The sequence below is a fragment of the Peptoniphilus sp. genome (assembly GCF_022767005.1).
In the GTDB taxonomy this organism is placed as follows: domain Bacteria; phylum Bacillota; class Clostridia; order Tissierellales; family Peptoniphilaceae; genus Peptoniphilus_A.
In genome coordinates, this window is the sequence record NZ_JALEOV010000076.1 from 1 (window position 1) to 23,108 (window position 23,108).

General features: G+C 28.6%; 24 protein-coding genes. 3 read left to right on the plus strand and 21 right to left on the minus strand.

What is annotated here, in order from left to right:
• Positions 1-212: tyrosine-type recombinase/integrase (locus tag MR285_RS05830; protein ID WP_293558967.1), on the plus strand; the 212-nt coding region annotated here is incomplete at its 5' end.
• Positions 213-292: 80 nt separating this feature from the next.
• Here MR285_RS05830 and MR285_RS05835 read toward each other — a convergent pair.
• The 7 genes from MR285_RS05835 to der form a co-directional block, all read right to left on the minus strand.
• Entirely contained in the window at positions 293-979 is a 687-nt protein-coding gene (locus MR285_RS05835) for a YlmH/Sll1252 family protein (protein ID WP_293558969.1), read from the minus strand.
• A gap of 89 nt (positions 980-1,068) precedes the next feature.
• The gene (gene sepF, locus MR285_RS05840) at positions 1,069-1,518 is read right to left on the minus strand and encodes a cell division protein SepF (protein ID WP_293558971.1); all 450 of its coding nucleotides are present in this window, start codon (positions 1,516-1,518) and stop codon (positions 1,069-1,071) included.
• 9 nt (positions 1,519-1,527) lie between these two features.
• A complete protein-coding gene (locus MR285_RS05845) occupies positions 1,528-2,238 on the minus strand; it encodes a YggS family pyridoxal phosphate-dependent enzyme (RefSeq protein WP_293558973.1) in 711 nt (236 codons plus the stop codon).
• A gap of 9 nt (positions 2,239-2,247) precedes the next feature.
• Positions 2,248-3,495, minus strand: a complete 1,248-nt coding sequence (locus MR285_RS05850; protein WP_293558975.1) for an HlyD family efflux transporter periplasmic adaptor subunit — start codon at positions 3,493-3,495, stop codon at positions 2,248-2,250.
• Positions 3,496-3,546: 51 nt separating this feature from the next.
• Positions 3,547-4,554, minus strand: a complete 1,008-nt coding sequence (locus tag MR285_RS05855) for an NAD(P)H-dependent glycerol-3-phosphate dehydrogenase (protein ID WP_293558977.1) — start codon at positions 4,552-4,554, stop codon at positions 3,547-3,549.
• A complete protein-coding gene (plsY, locus tag MR285_RS05860; protein ID WP_293558979.1) occupies positions 4,551-5,141 on the minus strand; it encodes a glycerol-3-phosphate 1-O-acyltransferase PlsY in 591 nt (196 codons plus the stop codon). The genes MR285_RS05855 and plsY overlap by 4 nt, the downstream gene beginning before the upstream one ends.
• Entirely contained in the window at positions 5,138-6,478 is a 1,341-nt protein-coding gene (gene der, locus MR285_RS05865; RefSeq protein WP_293558981.1) for a ribosome biogenesis GTPase Der, read from the minus strand. Before der ends, plsY begins: the two co-directional genes overlap by 4 nt.
• Before the next feature lie 108 nt (positions 6,479-6,586).
• Between der and MR285_RS05870 the strand changes: the two genes are divergently transcribed.
• Both MR285_RS05870 and MR285_RS05875 read left to right on the plus strand, forming a co-directional pair.
• A complete protein-coding gene (locus MR285_RS05870) occupies positions 6,587-7,366 on the plus strand; it encodes a threonine/serine exporter ThrE family protein (RefSeq protein ID WP_293558983.1) in 780 nt (259 codons plus the stop codon).
• A complete protein-coding gene (locus MR285_RS05875) occupies positions 7,363-7,836 on the plus strand; it encodes a threonine/serine exporter family protein (protein WP_293558985.1) in 474 nt (157 codons plus the stop codon). The genes MR285_RS05870 and MR285_RS05875 overlap by 4 nt, the downstream gene beginning before the upstream one ends.
• On the opposite strand, the gene MR285_RS05880 is transcribed toward MR285_RS05875, so the two are convergent.
• From MR285_RS05880 to yajC, 14 genes are all read right to left on the minus strand, one after another.
• Positions 7,833-8,984, minus strand: a complete 1,152-nt coding sequence (locus tag MR285_RS05880; protein ID WP_293558987.1) for a TraB/GumN family protein — start codon at positions 8,982-8,984, stop codon at positions 7,833-7,835. The two genes, MR285_RS05875 and MR285_RS05880, sit on opposite strands and share 4 nt — an antisense overlap.
• Positions 8,985-9,004: 20 nt before the next feature.
• Positions 9,005-9,979, minus strand: coding sequence for a hypothetical protein (locus MR285_RS05885; RefSeq protein ID WP_293558989.1), 975 nt, complete (start codon positions 9,977-9,979; stop codon positions 9,005-9,007).
• On the minus strand, positions 9,966-10,790 hold the full coding sequence (locus MR285_RS05890; RefSeq protein ID WP_293558991.1) for a hypothetical protein: 825 nt from the start codon (positions 10,788-10,790) through the stop codon (positions 9,966-9,968). Before MR285_RS05890 ends, MR285_RS05885 begins: the two co-directional genes overlap by 14 nt.
• A 7-nt stretch (positions 10,791-10,797) precedes the next feature.
• Entirely contained in the window at positions 10,798-11,220 is a 423-nt protein-coding gene (locus tag MR285_RS05895) for a SoxR reducing system RseC family protein (RefSeq protein WP_293558992.1), read from the minus strand.
• Between the two features lie 24 nt (positions 11,221-11,244).
• Positions 11,245-13,032, minus strand: coding sequence for an aspartate--tRNA ligase (gene aspS, locus MR285_RS05900; RefSeq protein ID WP_293558994.1), 1,788 nt, complete (start codon positions 13,030-13,032; stop codon positions 11,245-11,247).
• Positions 13,033-13,177: 145 nt separating this feature from the next.
• Positions 13,178-14,713: a Mur ligase family protein gene (locus MR285_RS05905; RefSeq protein ID WP_293558996.1), complete on the minus strand. Its 1,536-nt coding sequence runs from the start codon at positions 14,711-14,713 to the stop codon at positions 13,178-13,180.
• Positions 14,714-14,716: 3 nt separating this feature from the next.
• Positions 14,717-16,045: a coproporphyrinogen dehydrogenase HemZ gene (hemZ, locus tag MR285_RS05910; RefSeq protein WP_293558998.1), complete on the minus strand. Its 1,329-nt coding sequence runs from the start codon at positions 16,043-16,045 to the stop codon at positions 14,717-14,719.
• Entirely contained in the window at positions 16,042-16,668 is a 627-nt protein-coding gene (locus tag MR285_RS05915; protein WP_293559000.1) for an MBL fold metallo-hydrolase, read from the minus strand. Before MR285_RS05915 ends, hemZ begins: the two co-directional genes overlap by 4 nt.
• A gap of 7 nt (positions 16,669-16,675) precedes the next feature.
• Positions 16,676-17,125 carry a D-aminoacyl-tRNA deacylase gene (dtd, locus tag MR285_RS05920; RefSeq protein WP_293559001.1) on the minus strand — a complete coding sequence of 150 codons (450 nt, stop codon included), beginning with the start codon at positions 17,123-17,125 and terminating at the stop codon, positions 16,676-16,678.
• A 4-nt stretch (positions 17,126-17,129) separates the two neighbouring features.
• A complete protein-coding gene (locus MR285_RS05925) occupies positions 17,130-19,274 on the minus strand; it encodes a bifunctional (p)ppGpp synthetase/guanosine-3',5'-bis(diphosphate) 3'-pyrophosphohydrolase (RefSeq protein ID WP_293559003.1) in 2,145 nt (714 codons plus the stop codon).
• Complete coding sequence (gene recJ, locus MR285_RS05930) at positions 19,264-21,048, minus strand: single-stranded-DNA-specific exonuclease RecJ (protein ID WP_293559005.1); 1,785 nt, start codon at positions 21,046-21,048, stop codon at positions 19,264-19,266. Before recJ ends, MR285_RS05925 begins: the two co-directional genes overlap by 11 nt.
• Positions 21,049-21,236: 188 nt before the next feature.
• Positions 21,237-22,589, minus strand: coding sequence for a thioether cross-link-forming SCIFF peptide maturase (gene scfB, locus MR285_RS05935; RefSeq protein ID WP_293559007.1), 1,353 nt, complete (start codon positions 22,587-22,589; stop codon positions 21,237-21,239).
• 51 nt (positions 22,590-22,640) lie between these two features.
• Complete coding sequence (gene scfA, locus MR285_RS05940) at positions 22,641-22,787, minus strand: six-cysteine ranthipeptide SCIFF (RefSeq protein ID WP_010242317.1); 147 nt, start codon at positions 22,785-22,787, stop codon at positions 22,641-22,643.
• An 8-nt stretch (positions 22,788-22,795) separates the two neighbouring features.
• Complete coding sequence (yajC, locus tag MR285_RS05945; RefSeq protein WP_293559012.1) at positions 22,796-23,095, minus strand: preprotein translocase subunit YajC; 300 nt, start codon at positions 23,093-23,095, stop codon at positions 22,796-22,798.
• Positions 23,096-23,108: the final 13 nt, after the last annotated feature.

Below are 23,108 nucleotides of genomic sequence, written 5' to 3' on the forward strand. Positions count from 1 at the left end.
ACCCAGGTCTCTATACCCACTTTAAAAAATATAGAATATCACCCCATTGCTTTAGGCATACCAGGGCAACAATCCTAGTAGGCTCTGGTATAGACTTAACTGTAGTCTCTTATGTAATCGGTGATGAGATAGAAACAATTATGAATACCTATGTAGAAGTGAATGAGGATAATATCGGAGAAAAGTTTGACCAAATAAGAGCCTTAATCTGAATGTTTTTGACGAATTTTTGACGGAAAAAATAAAAAGGCTTAAAATCAGTGATTCTAAGACCTTAAAATATAATATCTCCTTATTTGTTTAATCTCACTATAACTACAAAATTTCCTTTTCTGGTATTTCCCTCTACATCATAAATTTTAAATCTCCCGTACTTTCTTAATGAAACTAAGTCGCCTAAATCTAGTTCAAAATGAGATCTAGTTTCAACAGAAAAGTTGACTTTCACAAGTTCATTATTTATCATGTTTTTTACCTTTGACCTTGATAAATTAAAAACTTTTGAAATTAAATTATCAAGTCTAAAAGATGATACAATAATTTTTTTATAATCAAATTCTTTTTTAGGAAGATCTAGAGCTTTTTCTTCACGACTAAGAATAACACTATATTTGGAAATTTTTGTGAGATTTATTTCTATGAAGTTTGCAATTTCTCTTTTAACAAAAAAATAAGTGAATTTTTCGCCAATTAAAATATCACCTATTTTTCGTCTGTCTATGCTTAAACCCAAAATTGATCCAAGCACATCGCTATGTTTAATTTTTTCATTAGATTCAAATTTGAATAAGACAATATCATCTGCATCATTCTCATATTTAAAACTTGGATAAATATATATGATATTAGATTCACTGTCTTCATATCCCCCAAAAACTTCATAGGAAATCTCATTTTTAAACCTATTTAAAATGGAAATAGATAAATTAATCTCATGAGGATTTAAAAAGTCAGTAGATGTAGTTATATAACTATTCATTACATGCTCCATCTTATCAATAACTTTCCTTATAGCAGTCCTTTCCTCAGGTCTGTTTATATGATTAATTAAATCTATTCTATTTAATTTTACCAAGGAAACATTCCATTGTTTTTAAGTTGCTCTTTTAATCCATCGATTTCAACATTGTTTGGTGCTAAGATAAAAATATCTTTATTAACTTTTTGCATCTTGCCATCAACTGCATAAAGAGCTCCACTTACAAAATCAAAAATTTGTCTTTTTACATCAACGTCAAGTTGTTCAAAATTTAAAACAACTGCTTTGAAATCTCTTAAATCATCGACAATAAGTGGTGATTCATCATAAGAAAGTGGTTCGTGGACTGTAATTACCATACCATTTGATGATACTCTAGGTTTAGCTTTAGAATGAGTAATACTCTTTGTTGTATAAGTAGGTTCAGCCACTTCATTTTCCTTAACATCATTTTCAAACTCATCGTCAAAATCTTCGTATTCATATTCATCTGCAAAACCGAAAATTTTCTTTAATTTGTCCATTGTTTTTTCTGCCATAATATCCTCCTAATTATAATTTCTATTTCCAAATAATTTAGAACCAACCCTAATCATATTGGATCCTTCTTCTATTGCCAATTTAAAATCATGGCTCATACCCATTGATAAATATTTCATTTCAACACCTTCGTATTTTTTTGACGAAATATTTTCAAACATATTATTCATTTTCTCAAATAATTTTCTTAGCAAAGTCTCATCGGGACTATTGGGTGCAATTGCCATAAGACCTTTAATATTTATATTTTTATAATCTAAAAGTTCATAAATAAAATCTTCAGTATTCTCATATTTTATGCCAGATTTAGTTTCTTCATTGCCAATATTTATTTGAACAAGACAATTTACTTTTATATTATCCCTTGCTGCTCTTTTATCAATTTCTTGAGCTAATTTTATTCTGTCAAGAGACTGAATTAATTCTACTTTGTCATAAATATATTTTACTTTATTAGTCTGTAAATTGCCAATCAAATGAAAATTTATTTTATTATTTTTTAATTTATTTTCAATTTCTTTATCTTCAATTTTTGAAACAAGCTCTTGAACTTTATTTTCGCCAAAATCTATGACACCAAGTTTATTAAATTCCTTTATCATTTCAACAGGATGTGTCTTTGAAACAGCAATTAGCTTGACATCCCTTCTAAAGTTAGAATGATCTTTTGCAAGCTCAATGTCTTCATAAAGTTTTTTTAAATTTTCTTCTAAATTCAAAATATCACCTCAATTTAATATCCTTGACTCATCCACAGTTTTTGGACTCAATACAATGGCATCATTAACAGTTACAGTTTTATAACTCTTATCTCCAATATTAATCACCGATTGTTTGTTGCCCTTATTAATAAATACATTGTCGCTATTTTCATTAACTATTTCAACTGGCACAAATTTAACAAGACCCTTTATCTCTTGAACGTATACTCCCGTCAAATTATTTCTATCAATTAAAGTGGATTTTGGAATTTCAAATCCCTTAGTTTTATTTACAATAATTTTTCCATCATGAATCCTATTTGAATACACATTTTCAAAATATCTATCTAAACTTACAATTATAACTGCATGATCCTTATCCTTATTTATTTTTTCCACATTGCCATATAAATTTTCTATATCAGGAATTTGAATCTTTACTGAATCACCAATGTTGTAATTTGTAATCTGTGATACGTTATTTATAGTGCAAGCGACTTTCCAATTAAGATTATTTATAATCTTAAAAAGAGGATCACCATTCTTTACTTTAGTTTCCATTTCTAAACTTTTAAAATTATAATCTTTGTCTAGATATTTATAAGTAAACTTATCAAGATTATCAATTTTAAAATAATCTTCATTTCCATCTATTTTGTAAGAAACAATGCCACTAAATTCAGTAACATATGAATAATTATATTTTGAAATCCTCTCTTCTAAATCCTTCTCTTTAAGCACAAGAGCATCTTCAGATAATGAAAGATAATCTTTTAACTCTGCCTCGTTAATATTCTCTATAGAAGCTTCATCAGAGGAATTAATATCAAAATAAACTCCAGAATAGTTTTTATTCTTAATTTGTTCCTGAAGATTTTTTGTAAAACTATGATTGTTTTCTTTTTCTACGGGTTCAATCCCCTTTTTAATTTTTAATGCTGCTTTAACCTTATTTAACTCATCTTTTAAAGAAGAAACATCTTCCATCAAATTTAAATTTGCAACTTCATAACCCGCTGGAACTTTTTGTCCTTCACTAGCATGAAAAACGGCAATGCCATCGCCTATAGAAAAATATGTTTTTTCCTCAAATAGATTATAAATTTTTGTATCAATGTCTTTTTCAAAAGTGGTCAAAGTTGGAAAAATTGTTTTATAATTATTTATGCGATTGCCTCTTATTAATTTTGTAAAAAATATCATGATAATAATAAATAATAAAAGAGCAATTAACCTTCGCCTAAAAAATTTATTTTTTTTTAAAAAATTATTCAAATAACCACCTATTCATCAAATAATTATATCACAAACTCCCGCAATATGTTATTATTCGAAAAAGATTTGCTCTATTTCGTCCTTGTTTTTTCTCGTCATTAAATCAAATACAGCCTTTTTTGGATCATAATTTTCATACAGTACCTTGTAAAGTGCATTTGTTATTGGCATTTCAATGTTTTTTAGCTTTGAAAGTTTATAAGCAGACTTTACAGTTTTTACACCTTCCACAACTTGACCAACTTCTTTGCAAGCTTCATCCATGGATTTTCCCTTACCAATTAAAATTCCAGCTCTCCTATTTCTTGAGTGCATACTTGTGCAAGTAACTATTAAATCTCCAACTCCTGACAAGCCATTAAATGTATGAGGATTTGCACCCATTGCAATGCCAAGCTTACTCATTTCATAAATTCCACGAGTCATAAGAGCAGCCTTTGAGTTATCACCATAGCCAAGTCCATCATTCATTCCTGCAGCTAGTGCTATAATATTTTTAAGAGCTCCTCCCATTTCAACTCCAATTAAATCAGGATTTGTGTATATTCTAAAAATTGAAGTAGAAAATTCATGTTGGATAGTTTTCGCTGCCTTCAAATCTGTAGACGAAACCACAACTGTTGTTGGAATATCCCTTCCAACTTCTTCGGCATGAGATGGACCTGAAAGGGCAACAAATGAATTATCTTTTAAAACCTCAGCTGAAATCTCTGATATTCTATCTAGTGTTTCAAGTTCAATACCCTTAGACAAATTTACAATAATTGTCTTTTTTGGAATCTTCCCCTTAATATTTTCTAAAATTTCTCTAGCACTTGAAGTTGGCACTGCAAGTACAAAAACATCAATATTGCCAAGAACACTAGACAATTCATTGGTTAGATTTATATCGCTATTAAACTTAGCTCCTGGAAGATATTTTGTATTTTCTTTATTTTTTTTTATATCATTTACTACAGATTTATTTCTAATATAGAAGTTTACATTATGTCCTTTATTTGACAAAAGCCTTGCAACAGCAGTTCCCCAGCTTCCACCACCACATAGTGTGATATTCATTTTTTACCTCCTATTTTATTTTCATTTCCATTTATAATTCTCTTTATATTTTCCTTATGTCTTATTATTCCAATTAAAGCAATTACAATAATCAAAATTATATTTGCAATACTTAATTGAGACATAAAAGTGTAGACAATGATAATTGAAATGAAAAATAAAATTGAACCAACTGAAACCATTTTTGTGAGAACAGTTCCTAGAACCCATACAATGTAACATATTAAAGTGAGTGGAAAATTAAAAAGTGCAAGTGCGCCCAGTGTAGTTGCAACGCCTTTTCCACCTCTAAAGCTCATATAAAATGGAAAATCATGTCCTATTACCGCTCCAAGTATTCCTAGTGGAACAAAATCCACTCCGAAAATTTTTCCAATAATATAAGTTACAGCCACTCCCTTTAAAAAATCAATCGCAAAAGTCAAAACTCCTGCTTTTTTTCCAAGAACTCTCATTGCATTAGTTGTGCCAGCATTTCCAGAACCGTAATTTCTAATATCTTTATCTAAGAATAATTTACCAATAATATAGGAGCCGGAAATTGTTCCTATAAAATAGGAGAGGATTAAAACTATAAGATAATTCATCTTCTAGGTCCTTTGTCAGCTCTTGAACTAATTCTATTTTTTAATTCCAAAATAATTGGAGTTCCAGCAAAGGAATAACTATCTCTAATTTGATTTTCAATATATCTAAGATATGAGAAATGAAATAATTCTTTGTCATTTACAGAAAGCAAAAATTTAGGTGGTCTGACACTTACTTGTGAACCGTAATATAATTTTCCTCTCTTTCCTTTATCAGATGGAGGTTGATTCATTAAAACAGCTCTATTTAAAATATCATTTAGTACTCCTGTTTGAATTCTGTGATTGTAATTGTTGTTTACAACTTCTATTAAATCCAAAAAGTCGTTAACTCTTTGACCGGTTTTTGCAGATATAAATATTATTGGAGCATAAGTTACAAAAGGAAGTTTGGTTCTAATATCTTTCTCAAAATTTTTCATAGTCTTTGTTTCTTTTTCAAGAGCGTCCCATTTATTAACTGCAATAATAATTGCCTTATTATTATCATGAGCATAACCTACAATTTTAGAGTCCTGTTCTGTTACACCCTCAAGAGCGTCAATCATAAGAACGCATACATTAGATCTTTCAATTGCAGTAAGAGTTCTTATAACAGAATACCTTTCAACTCCTGGAATTATTTTTTTCTTTTTTCTAAGCCCAGCAGTATCTACAAAAATATATTCATTGTCCTTATATTTAATTAAAGAGTCAATTGAATCTCTAGTAGTTCCTGGAATATTTGTAACTATTGAGCGATTTTCTCCAGTTAAATAATTTAAAAGCGAAGATTTACCAATATTTGGCTTTCCAATTAAAGTTACTCTGATATTATCATCATCTTCCATCTCATTTATTGGTTTAAGATCGCTTACAACTTCATCAAGTAAATCACCTACACCTATGCCTTGTTCTGCACTTATGCCAATGGGTTCACCTAAACCTAATTCATAAAAATCAAAAATATTTTCTTTTGTGATTTTCGAATCATATTTATTTACCGCTAAAACTACTTTAGTCTTGTTTTTCCTCAAAAAATTTGAAATTTCTCTATCTGTTGGATTCAATCCTTCAGCACCATCTACTAAAAATATTACGACATCAGAAGTTTCTAATGCCATATCGATTTGTGCCTTTATATTAGACATAAAAATGTCTTCATCTTTTAAATCAAGTCCGCCAGTATCAACAAGTAAAAATTTATAATTAAGCCATGATGCAGGTTGATAAATTCTATCTCTAGTTACACCTGGAGTATCCTCTGTTATTGAAATTTTTCTTCCTACTATTTTATTAAACAAAGTAGATTTACCGACATTTGGTCTGCCAATTATTGAAACTATGGGCATTTCCATATAATCACCCCTATCTTATTGATTATAACAAATTAAATTATTAGATTCAATTTAGTATTTACAATTGAGAATAAAAAATCTCCATAGTATAATTTATGTGGTGATATAATGGCAAAAGTATTAAATAATATAAAAGATGCAAAGGATTTAATGAATCTTTCATTATTCACAGGTGCACTGTTAATTCAAAATGGAGCTGAAAGTTATAGAGCTGAAGATACTATTGAAAGAATTTGTAAATCTGTTTCAAACATTTCTAATGTATCTGCCTATGCTCTTCCCTCTGCAATTTTTATTTCTATGGAGTTTGAAGGTGAAACTCTTAGCAATTTCAGAAAAATTACTATTTCCGACACAAATTTATATAAAATTGATGCTGTAAATTCTTTTTCAAGGGAATTTGTCTCAAAAGATCTCTCAATTAAAGAGGCTTATGACATACTTTTTCAAATTGATGGAACAGAAGAAAATCCATTGAAGATTTATATTTCTGGTGGAATAACATCTTCTTTCTTCTCAGTTTTATTTGGAGGAAGTATAAAAGACTTTTTTGCAAGTTTCATTATTGGAATTTTTATTTCAGTGGTTCTTGAAAAATTAAGCTATTTTAAACTTTCTTTCTTTATAAATAATATTATCTGCGCTTTTATCACATCAGTTCTTGCCATTATATTTGCGTATTTTGGCTTTGGTTCAAATATTGATAATATTATTATCGGTGTTATAATGCTTCTTGTACCTGGTGTTGCAATAACAAATTCAGTTCGAGATATTATGAGTGGAGAATTTATTACGGGTGCTATAACTATGATTAAAGCCTTTTTTATTGCACTTGCTATTGCCTTTGGTGTAGGAGTTGGATTAAAAATTATGAGGTTTATAATATGAAGATACTGATTCAATTTTTTTTATCAATGCTTGCAACATATGGCTTTACAATTTATTTTAAACTTCCAAAAAAAGTTAGACTTGTCACTTCAGCTCTTAGTGGCTTTATATGGGTTATCTATGAATTATTATTTGATTTTAGTGGGAATTATATAATTTCCCTTTTAATTTCATCATTTTTAATTGGTATATTTTCTGAAACTTTTGCAATACATTTTAAAAAGCCTGCCACAGTTTTTACTTTACCATGTCTTATACCTCTAGTACCTGGTGCTGGAATGTACTATATTATGTATTACTTTATTGAATCTAATTATGTATTGATGCGCGAGCAGGTTATTAAAACAACTTTAACTACTTCTGCACTTGCTCTTGGTATAGTTTTATCTCAAGGTTTAGTTAGAATAATAAGAGAATTAATAAAAAGCATGAAAAATAAAAAAGGTAATGATTTTCCATTACCTTTTTAAAATAAACTTTGAATAATTTTACTTCCTGCTATTATAGTTCCAATTGATGAACCAATATTAGCTAGTATTACAACTAATAATGCCTTTAAAAATTTATTATTAAGCCAACTTTTTATATTAAAAATATCATCAGGAATATTATTTACATCTTCCACCGTTGGCTTTTTAAGGCTTGCTTCCACAAGTCCAGCAAACCATCCACATGCTAACATTGGATTTATTGATGTAAAGGGAGCTGCCACAAAAGCTGTAATCACACTAAGTGGATGAGGAAGACAAAGAGCTGTAAAAACAGCAGCAAGTATTGAATTAAATAAAAACCATGACTTAATTTGCTCAATACCTGTATCCATATTTTGTTTAAACCCAAATGCAATTAAAAGAACTATTAAAATTGGAATTAACCAAGGAACAACCTTCCCCATAAAAGATTTCGGAGGAATTTTATCAAGTTCATTAATATCTTGTTTTTTAAAAACTTCTTCTTCAACACCAAGTGTATGTGCAGCACCAAGTATTGCAATAACTTTTTTACCAGGTGCATTTTTAATATTATATGCTAAATACTTATCTCTTTCATGTAAAAGAGTTGCGGCAATTTGAGGATAATCTTTCCCCATATCTTCAATTGCAAGTTCTAAATTATCCCTTTCTATTAACCTTTGCAAATCCTCTTCGGACACATCTTCATCTTCATCCATTGCCATTAAAGAGAAAAATAATTTAATTTTTTCAAAAAATCCCATTTTTCTCCAAATACGCATAAAAGTAGTTTGAATACTTCTATCTGCTAAAACTAAATTAATGCCAAGCTCTTCTGAAGCTTTCATTCCTTCAATCATTTCTTGACCTGGTTTTGTTTTTAGCTTTTTTGCAATATTTTTTTGGTATGATGAAAGGATTAAATTAGCAATTAAGAGTGTAACCTTCTTTTGTTTAATTATATCTATAATATTTGTATTTTTCCAAGCATCAGGATCCTTTAAATTTTTATACCTTTGCTCATCCAATTCAATGCATATTGAATCTGGTTTTTCTTCTTTAATAGTTTCTCTAACTAATTCAGCACTTTCTTGAGATACGTGAGCTGTTGGTATTAAAATTATCTCTTTACCATTGTAATCTATTCTAATTAATTTATCCTTCATTTTTCTCCTAAACTTAAGAGTTATTCTCTTTCTTCTGTCAAAGTATAAGTTTCGCCATTTACTCTATTATAATAAGTAATAGTGAGTTTTTTGTCTTCACTTTTTTCACTCATAATAGTTTTATCAAAAACTTTTAAATTTCTAATTCCATTTTCTGTAACAATTTTAAAGTTATCTAGATAATTCACAGATGAATTTAAAATATCTATGCAAAAAGCGTTTAATAATTTAAAATTATTTTCTTGTTCATCTTTTTCGTTATTGATTGCATTTATACCTATATTCTTTTCAGTACTCAATATTTTTATATTTTCATTTTCGCCAAAAATATTTTCATAAATAGAAAAAAATTCTTCTTCCTCTTTTAATATATTTTCTTTTTCTTCGTTTAATTGCGAAAATTTTGAGCTGTCATTTAATAAAATAGATTTTAGCATATAATTGTTTCCATTTTTTAAATAATCGATAATGCCTAAATTTTCATAAGCTTTAAGATTGTGTTTTGCTATACTTCTATTTAAATCATAATTATAATATGAATTTAAAATAAACTGAATCATGAGTAAGTTAGATTTAATATCATCTTCTGTTATATTATCTTTAATAAAATTTCCCTTTAAGGACTTATAATCATAAAGTTTTTTGTTTTCAATATTATAAAACTCATTAAAATTATTTTTGCGAAAAGAAATCATTGAATCTAATATTTCTTTATTCATATTATCAATTTCTAAAGTTTTATTTTTTATAATGTCAAATTTATTTATTTCATTATTTATAACTTCAAGTTTTGATTTCTTGTTATTACTCTCTTGACTTAAGTCCTTGAACTTTTCTTCCGCTTTAGCTTTTTTATCCAACAACAAAGAATTTGTTCTTGAAAGATTAAAGTATGATGACCCAGTAGCTTTTAAATTTGAAAATCCCAAAAAAGATAAAATTATAGAAAAAATGATGAAAATGACTGATAACACAATATTTTTACTTTTGTTCATTTTTATCACTCTTTTCTAAAGCCTTTAATATGCCAAGATTTTTATAATAATTAGAAACTTTTTCTTGAATAAATTTATTCAAATAAACTAGATTTTCAGAATTTAATTTTCCAGTCTTATAACCCTTTCTCTCAATTTCCTTATAAATATTTAATAAATTATTCACATCTGAATAGATTTCACTAAGTGAAGATGTCTCATTATTTATGTAGAAATAAATACTAGAACTATATATTGATGTGTAAAAAACCAGTACATTTAACTCTTTAGAATTTTTATTTAGTCCTAAAATAGTTTTAACAAAACCACTAGAATTTTCAACTAAGTCTTTTACGTTAATCTCATTATAAATATTCTCGTGTTTGTCTAAATTTGAGTTACTAGAAAGTTCTAAAAAGTCACTTACAGATTTATCATAGCCTTCTTTTTTGTAAATATCTGAATCAAAATAATCTCTATAAGCAATAAGTCTTTCCTTTATTTCAGAAATTATTTCTTTATTTTTATTTAAATAATCTTCTTTTAATCTATTAATTTCTTCAGATTTATTTGATTCAAATTGATAGCCATATTTTTCATAAAATTCCTGTGACTTTAAATTAAATTCAATTTCTAGGGCATCAATATTCTCACTGATGCCCTTAGATTTATTTTCAATAGAATTTATTTGCTCTTCAATTTTTTTATTCTCAGAAATTAACTCAGTAGAATATTTTTTGTTTGCAAATGAATATATTAAAAATATCAAAGATAAAATAAAAACTATAACTGAAAAAATATAAAGTATTTTATACCAGTTTTTACTAAACATTTCTCACCTACATTTTTTCGAGGAAAATATCACCCTTGTTTGCTTTTTGAAATTTGTGATCTATTCCTTTTATAATTAAATAGGAAATAATAAGAGATATTATTCCCATAATAAGTGATATTAGCTCAATATTTTTCATAAACATTTTGCTCATTAAATAATAAGAAATTGTAATTGTAGACATAAATAAAATTAAAGGAAGTCCATATACTAAAAATTTATATGAAAGTATAGACTTATCCCTAGTTTTAATTTTTACAACATCACCAATATCAGCAGATAATGTGTTTGGAAATTCAAAAAGTTCGCTTTCTGATTCAGCACATTTTGCACTACAAGACTCACAACTTTCTCCACAAGCACTTTCCCTAGTAAATTCCACAAAAATTTTATTGTTATTCTTTGCTCTAACAATTCCAATACTTTCCATTATATCACCCTATTTTTTCTTCTTTTATTTTTTATTTTTTTCTTCTAATACCTTTATATGAACTTCTTCAAGTTGTTTTTCTGTAAGATATGTTGGTGCACCAGTTAATAAACAAGTTGCTGCTTGAGTTTTTGGAAAAGCTATTACGTCTCTTATGCTGTTAGCTTTTGTAAATAACATTACAAGTCTATCCAAACCATAAGCAAGTCCTCCATGTGGTGGTGCTCCATATTTAAAAGCTTCTAATAAGAATCCAAATTTTTCATCTGCTTCTTCATCAGAAAGTCCCAAAGCTTCAAACATCTTCTTTTGAACTTCTGGATCATTTATTCTAATGCTCCCTCCTCCCATTTCATCACCATTAATTACAATATCATAGGCCTTAGCTCTTGCGTTTTCTTTGTCCGTAGTTAATTTATCAAGATCTTCGTCCATTGGACTAGTAAATGGATGGTGCATAGCAACATATCTTTGTTCTTCTTCATCATATTCAAAAAGTGGAAATTCCGTTATCCATGTTAGTTTAAAATCATTTTCGTCTATAATATCCATATCTCTAGCAATTTTATTGCGAAGATTTCCAAGTCCGCTATAAACAACTGAATTTTTATCCGCTAAAATTAAAATTAAATCACCTTTTTTGGCATCAAAAGCCTTAATAATTTCATTCATTTTATCTTCTGATAAAAATTTTGCAACTGGAGATTCAATTTCATCCTCAACTCTAATCCATGATAATCCCATTGCCTTAAAATCCTTAACAAAGGATTCTAGTTTTTTAACTTGCTTCTTTGAATAAAACTCACTTCCACCGTCAACTTTTATGCCTCTAACACTTTTTCCTCTTTCAGTGTTTCCTTCAAATACTTTAAACCCACAGTCTTTAACTATATCAGAAATGTTATGAAGTTCCATTCCAAATCTTAAGTCTGGCTTATCAACACCAAATCTATCCATAGCTTCAGAATATTTCATTCTCTTTAATGGAAGTTCAATGTCCTTATTTAAAATTTCTTTAAATAATCTTTGTAAAAATTTTTCGTTAATTTCCATTACGTCTTCTTCAGTCACAAAGCTAAGCTCCATATCAATTTGAGTAAATTCAGGTTGTCTATTTGCTCTTAAATCTTCATCTCTAAAACACTTTGTAATTTGAATATATCTATCAAATCCTGCAACCATTAAAAGTTGTTTCATAAGTTGTGGAGATTGAGGAAGTGCATAAAATTTGCCTGGATTGACTCTACTTGGCACTAAATAGTCCCTTGCTCCTTCAGGCGTAGGTTTAGTTAACATTGGAGTTTCGATTTCAATAAATCCATTCTCATAAAAAAAGTCACGAGTTACCTTATAAATTTTTGATCGAATCATTAGATTTTTTTGCATACTTGGTTTTCTTAAATCTAAAGTTCTATACTTTAATCTCATGTTTTCAGATACATTGTCGTTGTCCTTAACATAGATTGGCGGAACTTCAGACTCACTTAGAATTTTAAGTTCACTTGCAAGAACTTCAACTCTTCCTGTTTCAAGTTCTTCATTTATTGAAGATCTCATTCTAACTTTACCCTTAATAGCAATTACAAACTCACCGCGAAGATGAGATGCCTTTTCTAAAAGATCATCACCAGATGTGTCATCAAATACTATTTGAGCAATTCCACTTCTATCTCTAAGGTCTACAAAAATAATTGAGCCAAGGGATCTTTGTTTTGCAACCCAACCCATTAATGTGACTTCATTTGAAATCATTTTTTCTGAAATCTCATTACAATAATTACTTCTTTTGAGATTTCCCATTTTTTCAGCCATATTTCCTCCTAAAAATTAAACTCCAAGCCTCAAATGGTTTGGAGCTTATTCGTTAACACTATAAAACGATTAGCGATCTATTTAATTAAATGTTTCTCATAATTTTCTAATTTAATTATAAAACAAGGTCTTTGAAAATTCAACTTTAACAGATTCTGTTATCTATTCTATTAGAGAATCCCTCAATATCTCTAACTTTATTCTCACATAATAGTTTTTCTTTTACAAACCTTGCTCCTTTATCCATTCCTTGACAGCCTGCAAGTAAAAGTACATCTCCACTTTTTAATAAATCTATTGAATTATTTATACCTTCTTCTAGAGTTTCATAAATTTTACAATCAATATTATTTTCTTTTAAAATTGACTTAAAAATATTTAATTCGTCTTCTGTAACTTTATCTTTTTTCTTTACAGTATCTCTAGATAAAGTTGCAGATAAATTTTTTGGCTTTAAAATTTTAATCCACTTAACTAATCTTTCTGTAATTTCTCTATTAACTTCTACTCCTCTATTTCCCCTTATTGCATATAATATGTTTAAATCATTGTATTTCATCATTTCAAGGGTTTCCATAGTAGCGTCAATGTTTTTTTCATTTGCAAAATGATCGTCTAAAATCTTAAAATCTTCATCGAAAATCAACTCAAATCTTCTTTCTACGCCCTTAAAATTTTTAAGAGCCTCTTTAATTACATTACTATCAATTTTTAGACATAATGCTACAATAATAGCAACTACAGAGTTCATTACTGAAGAATATCCAACAGAACCGAGTTCAATAGAAATGCTAGATTTTTTTATTGTAAAATCTTTTAATTCTACATCCCTATTAATATTAAAAGTATATTTTCCCTTTCCTGTAGATAAATCTAAATCAGAAATTCCAAAATCAGCATTCTCATTTTCCAAAGAAAAGGATAGTACTTTTGCTTTCGTTTTATCTTTTAAAGAATAGATCATTTCATCATCTGCATTTAAAATTGCAATAGCATCCTTCTTTGCATATCTAATGAGTCTTGATTTATAATGAAAATATTTTTCAAAACTTCCATGTTGATCTATGTGTTCTCTTCCAAGATTGTTAAAAGTAACAATATCAAAATCAATATTTTTATCTCTAAAAAGTTCTTGTGCTGACGATGAAACTTCCATTGTAACATCTGTAATGTTTTTATCTAGCATATCTCTTAAATAAGATTGAAGAATTAGGGATTCTGGTGTAGTAAGAACTGAAGGAATTTTTACATCTGCATATCTTGTTAAAACTGTTCCTATAATTGCAGTATTTCTTTTATCTTCTTTTAAGATAGAATCAACCATAAAAGCCGTAGTTGTCTTGCCGTTTGTTGCTGTAATTCCAATCACTTTAATTTTTTTTGATGGATTTTCATAAAAATTTGTTGCCATGTCTGCCAATGCAATTCTAGAATTTTGGACCCTTATTTGATTTATATCAACATCAACAAAGTCTTCCACTACGGCAATTTCTGCACCTAGCTCCTTTGCTTTTTTAATAAATTTGTGTCCATCTGTTATATATCCCTTTATTGCAACAAAAATAGCACCTTCTACTACATCATCCGTATGAAAGGCTATTCTCTTTACTTCTTTATTTTCATCTATTTTAAAATTTGCATCAACAATATTTATATTTTTAAAAATTTTGCTTAATTTCAAAATTTATCTCCTTGTTAAATATTCTTCAAGATTTTTAGAGTTTAGATTTCTGTTAAATTTTCCCTTTGAATCTAAAATTTTTGTGCTGGCTCCAAGTCCAAAACCGATTATATTTTCAAGCTCCTCCATCATTACAATATTGTAAATTGAGGAATAACCTTTTTTTGCATATCCAACATTTTCTGAACTGATAACGGATTTTTTCTGCCTATATAGATAATAAGGCTCATAACCTGAATTTAACATAAGAGTTTTAGATTTTTCCAAGAGATCGCTGTAATCTTCTCTATTAATATAACTATTTTCAAAAAGTTTTGAACCGTTTTTTAGTGCCAAAGTGTGCAGTGTAATATTTTCTGGAGAAAATTCTATTGCTTTTTTTATAGAATTTAATATACTTTCTTTACTTTCACCAGGTAATCCCATAATTAAATCCATATTTATAACATCAAAACCAATTTTCTTAGCCTTATCAAACCAATACCTAATATTTTCATTTGAAGTTCTATTCAATTTACTTATTACATTTTCGTTAAAAGTTTGTGGATTTAAAGAAATTCGATTAACTCCATTATTCTTTAACATCTCTAAAATTTCAACATTAAGGCTGTCAATTCTTCCACACTCAACTGTAAATTCCTTTGTATTTTTAAATTTTTTTAAAATAGCATCAATAATTTTCTCTAGATTATTAAGTCCAATTGACGTTGGGGTCCCTCCTCCAATATAAATTGAATTTGGATAATTTAAAAAATTTAATTCGTAGTTTTTTATATCTTCAATTAAGTTTTTTGTGTATAAATTCATCTTTTCCTTGTTCTCAATAGTTGTGTCAAAGGAACAATAAAGACATCTGCTTGGACAAAAAGGTATGTGAACATAGACATTATAATTTTTTATACTTGAATTATTTCTGATTTTTCCTTGATTCTTATATACTCTATATAAAAAATTTGTATCTTCTATACTTATTCTATATTTATCAAATAAAATTTTTTTTGAATTTTCATATGAATTACTTTCAAATACTTTTGAAATAAGCTTTAATGGTCTTACACCAGTTAAAATTCCAAAGCTACTATCAAAATCTTTATAATTTGAGAATAAATCAAATAAAAATCTCTTTATAATAAAGTGTGGATTTTCCTTTTTTATTATTAATTCTTCACTTTTTTTAATTCCACTTCCAAGAATTTCAATATTAATAATCTTGCCTTCGACTTTTATTTTTAAATCAATATCTAGTTCTTTATAATCCTTTGGAAGTTTCATCCTAAAAAATTCAAAAATCGACTTTTTTAGACCTTCGTTTTCATTTTCAATTGTAATCATAAACTTCTCAAATAAGGATTGGATGCTTTTTCATAACCCATTTGTGATTCTGGACCATGACCTGATAATACATAAATTTCATCATCAAGTTCCCTTAGTTTTTTTAAAGATTCAATCATAAGTGAATTGTCAGATTCAGGAAAATCTGTCCTTCCAATGGATCCGTTAAATAACGTATCCCCTGCAAACAAATAATTTTTAAAAAGATAGCATACTGAACCAATTGTATGTCCAGGAGTTGCAATAACTTTTATTGTATCATCAGAAAAAGGAATTTCGTCCCCATCTTCTACAAATACATCTACATCTGAAGCCTCAATTTGAAGTCCAAAGGCTGATTCTCGCACTTCTCTTGGATTTTCTAAAAAGTTTTTGTCATTTTTATTTAAATATACTGGTGCATTAAATTTTTTCACCAATTGAGCCACTGCCCCTACATGGTCAAAGTGACCATGAGTAAGCAATATATATTTTATTTTCAAATCATTTTTTTCAATTGCCTCAATGATATTTTCGCTTGATCCGCCGGGATCAACTACAAATGCGCTTTTATTTTCGTCAAAAAGAATAAAACAATTTTCCTGCAATTCTCCGACAACTAATTTAATAATTTTATATTCCATAATTCACCTAAAATTCCTTACTAGAATCCAATAAAATTGTAACAGGACCATCGTTAATAAGTTCTACGTCCATATTTGCACCATATTCTCCATGAGAAACTTTTACATTCAACTTTTTAAGTTCATCAATAAACTTTTTGTACAAAACAATTCCATCATCAAATTTAGCAGAACGAACATAACTAGGTCTGTTCCCCTTTCTAACGTCTCCATATAAAGTAAATTGACTAACTACAAGAATTTCTAATCCATAGTCAAGTAAAGATTTATTCATCACACCATCTTCATCATCAAAAACTCTAAGCTTAATCACCTTTTTTAAAATATAGTCTAGATCTTTTTCGTCATCATTGACTTCTACTCCAAGGAGCACCATTAGCCCCTTATCTATCTTTGAAATAATTTCTCCATCAACAGATACGCTAGAACTCTTTACTCTTTGAACTACTGCTCGCATTTAATCACGCCTTTACTCTATATACCTCGAGAACATTATTTATTCTCTTTAATTTTTCCATCAATCTTTCAAGTTCTTCACTATCAGTAATCTCAACTGTTATGTCAATTACAGCATCTCCACTTTTTACAACTTTAGCATTTAAATAAGAAATGCTTAATTTTGAATCATTTACTCTATTAGCAATATCTCCAATTACATTTGGTTTGTCAAAGGCTCTTATCTCAATAGATGCACTGTAACTTGTGGCATTACTACTTTGCCATTTAACTTCAACAAGTCTTGAAGGATCAATATTGTTTTGCATGTTTTTGCAGTCTTTCCTATGGACAGATATGCCTCTTCCAATAGTGATATACCCTACTATGTCGTCTCCGGGAACTGGTGTGCAACATTTTGCAATTCTTACATTAACACCGTCGACGCCCTTAACTTCAATTCCCTGGCTATTGTATCTCTTCTTTAGTTGAACAATTTGTTCAACATCTTTTGCATCTTTTTTATAAAATTTATTATAAATATCAATAAGTTTAGCAGTTACTTGTGCTGTTGTAATAGTCCCAAACCCAACTGCTGCATACATTTCATCAAGACTTAACATATTTAGCTTATCTCTAACTTGATCTAGCCAATCATCACGCAAAATTTTGTGAACCTCATAACCCTGTTTCTTTACTTCTCTTTCAATTGCCTCTCTTCCTCTTTCAATGTTCTTTTCTTTGTCCTTAGCTTTAAAATATTGAGAGATTTTTTTGCGTGCTTGTGGACTTTTTACAATTTTTAGCCAATCAAGAGAAGGACTTGTGTTAGGATTTGTAATTACTTCGACTATGTTGCCACTTTGAAGCGTATAATTTAATGGCACAATTCTTCCATTTACCTTTGCCCCAACACAAGTATTACCTACTTGAGAGTGAATTCTATATGCAAAATCGATAGGAGTAGAACCTTCTGGTAAATTTATTACATCTCCTCTTGGAGTAAATACAAAAACTTCATCGGCAAAAAAGTCGATCTTTAAAGTGTCCATAAAATCTCCAGGGTCATTTAAATCTTTTTGCCACTCTAAAAGTTGTCTTAACCAAGTTAAATTTTCGTCGAAAGCAGTTTCCTTTGAAACACCGGCCTTATACTTCCAGTGAGCAGCAATACCATATTCGGCAGTCTGATGCATTTCATAAGTTCTAATTTGAACTTCAAAAGTTTCTCCATTATTGTCAATTACAGTTGTATGAAGAGATTGGTATTTGTTAGGTTTGGGCATTGCAATATAATCTTTAAATCTTCCTGGAATCGGTTTAAAAAGTGTATGAACTACTCCAAGCGCACCGTAACAATCTTTTACTGAATTAGTTAAGATTCTAACTGCAGATAAATCATAAATTTCATCAAAAACCTTTCCTTTTTTCTTCATTTTTTTATAAATAGAATAAAAATTCTTAGGTCTTCCATTAATTTCACATTTAATTCCAACTTTTGCCAAATTTTCTTTTAAAATAGAAATAATATGATTTATAAGATCTTCTCTTTCATTTCTTCTTTTATTTACCATTTCAACAAGTTCATAATAGCCTTGCTCATCCAGATATCTCAAAGACAAATCTTCAAGTTCCCACTTGATTCTACTCATACCAAGTCTATCGGCAATAGGTGCATAAATCTCAACAGTTTCTTTTGCCTTTTCAATCTTTTTGGCATCAGTCATGTATTCAAGAGTCCTCATGTTATGAAGTCTATCTGCAAGCTTGACTATTATTACTCTAATGTCCTGCGCCATAGCAAGAACCATTTTTCTAATATTTTCGGCTTGCTTTTCTTCTTTGTTTTTATAATTTAATTTTTTTAACTTTGTAACGCCGTCAACTAAATCTGCAACTTCTTGACCAAATTCATTTTTAACATCTTCTAGAGTAACATCAGTATCCTCTACAACATCATGGAGGAGTCCTGCTACAATAGTTGATGTATCCATATTCATATCAGCAAGTATCAAGCTTACATTAAGTGGATGAATAATATAGTCTTCTCCAGAATTTCTCTTTTGACCTTTATGATGCTCTTCAGCCATTTTATAAGCATTAATTATCATATCAAAATCGGCGTTTTCATTATAAGATTTTACTTTTTGAATTAATTTATCAATTAACATTATTTTCACCTGTAATTCTATAGTTATTTATTTTTAATTGAATTGATACATTCCCGTTAAATTTATTCAAATCTAAATTAAAAATTATATCTATAAAAATATTTGATGGTCTACCTTGAAGTAGCGCCATTACTTCTTCCCTTCCGTAAAATTTTGCAAGATTATTTAAAAATATTTTATAATCTTCAAATAAAGTTGCCGTATAATTTATATTATCTTGAAAAAGTTTCATCTTTAAAAAGTTTTTATTTTTCCCTAATATATTAAGATTGCTAATTTTTAAGTTCTTAGCACCAAACTTTGGAGCAGAGTTTCCATTTCCAAAGGGTGCAAGTCTTTCAATTTCTTTGACTAAATTCATGCTAATATATTTTAATTCCAAATTTCCGTCTATATAAACTTTTCTAATTAAATCTTCTTTAGTTAGGGTTTCCTTTTCATCTACATCTTTAATAAATTCATCTAAGTTTTTAAAAGGAAGTGACATGCCGCAAGCCATTTTATGTCCGCCAAAAGTAACTAAAAATCCTTTAGATTTTGAAAATTCTTGGAACATATTGTATTCTTCAATACTTCTTCCAGATCCTTTTATTAGGTCTTTGGAATTGCTTAGTACAACTGTGGGTCTATAGTATTTTTCTTTTATCTTTCCTGCAACAATTCCTAGAATAGATTCATTAAGTCCCTCTTCATATAATATAAGAACCTTATGTTTATCTAAAAGATTTTCTCTCGCTATTTTTTCATCAATTACATCAAAGGCTTCAGTGGTAAGCTTTTGTCTTTCATAATTAAGTTCACGTAGCTTTCTTGCCTTTTCAAGAGCCAAATCATAGTCACTTTCAAGTAATAATTCTAAAGCATCTTTTGCTGAATCAAGTCTTCCACTAGAATTTATAGTTGGACCTATTATAAATCCTAGATGATATACATCTATATCCTTTTTATTTATATTAGAAACCTCTATTAGTGCGTTAAGACCAATGTGTTTAGTATTTCTCAAACACTTCAAACCCTCTGATACAATTATTCTATTTTCATTTTTAAGTGGCATTACATCGCAAACTGTTGCTATGGCAGCGAAAGGCAAAAAACTTTCGTAAAATTCATCTTTGTCCACGCCTTTAATTAAAAATAAATATTCAATTAATTTAAAAGCAACTACTGCTCCACAAATTTCAGCAAAGGGATAATTGCAAGAATTTTGTTTTGGATTAATAACTGCATTAGCTTCTGGAATTAATTCTATATCTTTATCATTTTCAAATTTTTTTGGGACTTCGTGATGATCAGTTATAATAATATCAATTCCCTTAGATTTTGCATAAAAAACTGCATCTCTTGCAGCAATTCCATTGTCACAAGTAATGATAAGATTTACGCCATCATTAAAGGCTCTGTCAATTAAATTGTTATTAATTCCATAACCATCCTCGACTCTATGAGGAATGTCATAAGACACATCAGCACCAATTCTATTAAGCCCTGAATACAAAATATAAGTTGAAGTAACGCCATCTACATCGTAGTCACCAATAATTCTAACTTTGTTTTTCTTGGCAACATGACTTAAAATTAAATTGGATGCTTTAACCATATCCTTTAAAAGTATAGGTGAATATAAATTTGAAAGCATGGGTTCCAAAAAACTTTGTATTTCTTCTTCAGTATTAATCTCTCTATTAATTAAAATTTTATATATAACATTATTGATGCCCAGTTTTTTATATTCGATTCCTGGATCCTTTTTATTTTTAATAAACCATCTTTCCATTTAATCACCACTTCATATAAATTTAATTATATCAAAAATTATCATTTAGGTAAAACTATTTGAATCATCTATATTAGATTATGCTTATTACTATAAATTTATGTGTTATAAGTTGATATATATTAAAACTCAGAACTATCTTAGTTTTATGAAAATAAAAAAGAACCCCGAAGGGTTCGCAAATTAAATTATTCTTCATTGGCTAAAACTGAAATTGCACACTCAATCCTTTTCTTTTCCATTGCACATCCAACTTTGTATGGTTTACTTATATCATTGTTGCTATAATAGGCATTAGCGTGACATCCTCCTGAACAATAATATCTTGCCCAACAAGATGGACAATCTTCATTAGTATAAACATTTGAGTTTTTAAAAGTATCTCTAAGATCAGTATTTAAAATTCCATCGTCAACATTTCCTAGCAAAAATTCTTCTTCTCCAACAAATTGGTGACAAGGATAAATTTCTCCTTGAGGAGTAATTGCCACATATTCTGAACCAGCGCCACAACCAATAGTTCTCTTAACAATACAAGGTCCTTGTGATAAATCAATTATAAAGTGGAAGAAAGAAAAATCCTTATCCTTTTTTCTAATACTGATGTAATCTTTACTCATCTTTTCGTATTCACTTAAAATTTTATCTAAATGTTCTTCTCTTATAGCATAACTTTCTTTTTCGTCAGTAACTACTGGTTCAATAGAAGTTTTTTTAAATCCATGAGAATAAAAATCCTTTAAATCTTCTGAGAAATCTAAATTCTCATTTGTAAATGTTCCTCTAATAAAGTAATCTTTATCTCCTCTTTTATCGATAAGCTCTTTAAATTTAGGAACTATTACATCATAGGAACTCTTTCCATTTATAGTTGGACGCATTCTGTCGTTTACTTCTCTTCTTCCATCAATAGAAAGAACAACATTGTCCATATTTTCATTTATGAAATCTTCAATTTCTTTATTTAAAAGCATTCCATTAGTTGTAATGGTAAATCTGAAATGTTTTCCATGTTTTTTTTCTTCTTCTCTTCCATAAGCCACAAGTTTTTTTACTAAGTCAAAATTCATAAGTGGTTCGCCACCGAAGAAGTCCACTTCAAGATTTTTTCTATTGCCAGAATTTTTTATTAAGAAATCCAAAGCTTTTTTACCAGTTTCAAAGGACATTAAACTTCTATCGCCCTTAAAATCCCCCTGTGAAGCAAAACAATATTTACATCTTAAATTACAATCATGAGCCACATGAAGGCATAAAGCCTTTACAACATTTTGTGGATTATATTTTGGAAGTTTAAAATGTTCGTCTTCAGAAAATAGAAGACCTTCCTTTACTAAATAATCTATTTCTTCATAGGCTTCTAAGGCATCTTGTTTGTTATAAATTTTTGAAAATTTTTCTATGACTTCATCTTTTGACATTTTTTCATAATCATCAATCATTTCATATACGATTTTTTCAACAACATGAACAGAACCACTTGCAATATCAAGCACTATGTACCTGTCGTTTAAATAAAATTTGTGAATTCTTTCTACCATCTTTACTCCTTTACCATTCTTTAACAAAATAAAAGCAAGGTTTCCCTTGCCTTAGTTTTCAGAATTTTCACATTTTTGATTTCCAACTGTGCAACTAGTTTTGCAAGCTGATTGACAAGATGTTTGACATTCACCACATCCGCCTTTTTCATAGGTTTTCTTAAGATTTTTATTTGTAAGTGTTTTTATATGTTTCATAATTTCTCCTATTCTTCTTCACTATCTTTAAGTTCTGAATTCTTTTTATAAGTGCCATTGATTCCCCACTTCATAATTTCAATTTTCGAATTATCTGATGAAGTTTCAATAACTAAGTAATCTTCCTTAATAAGGACAATTTTTCCAATTATTCCACCGATTGTTATTACTTTATCTCCAACTTTTAAATTTTCACGCATTTCATTTATTTCATTTGCTTTTTTCTTTTGCGGTCTTATTAAGAAAAAATAAAAAATAACAAACATCAATATTAAAGGAATAAAATTTAACATTGCGTTTTGACTCATTACTAACCCCTTT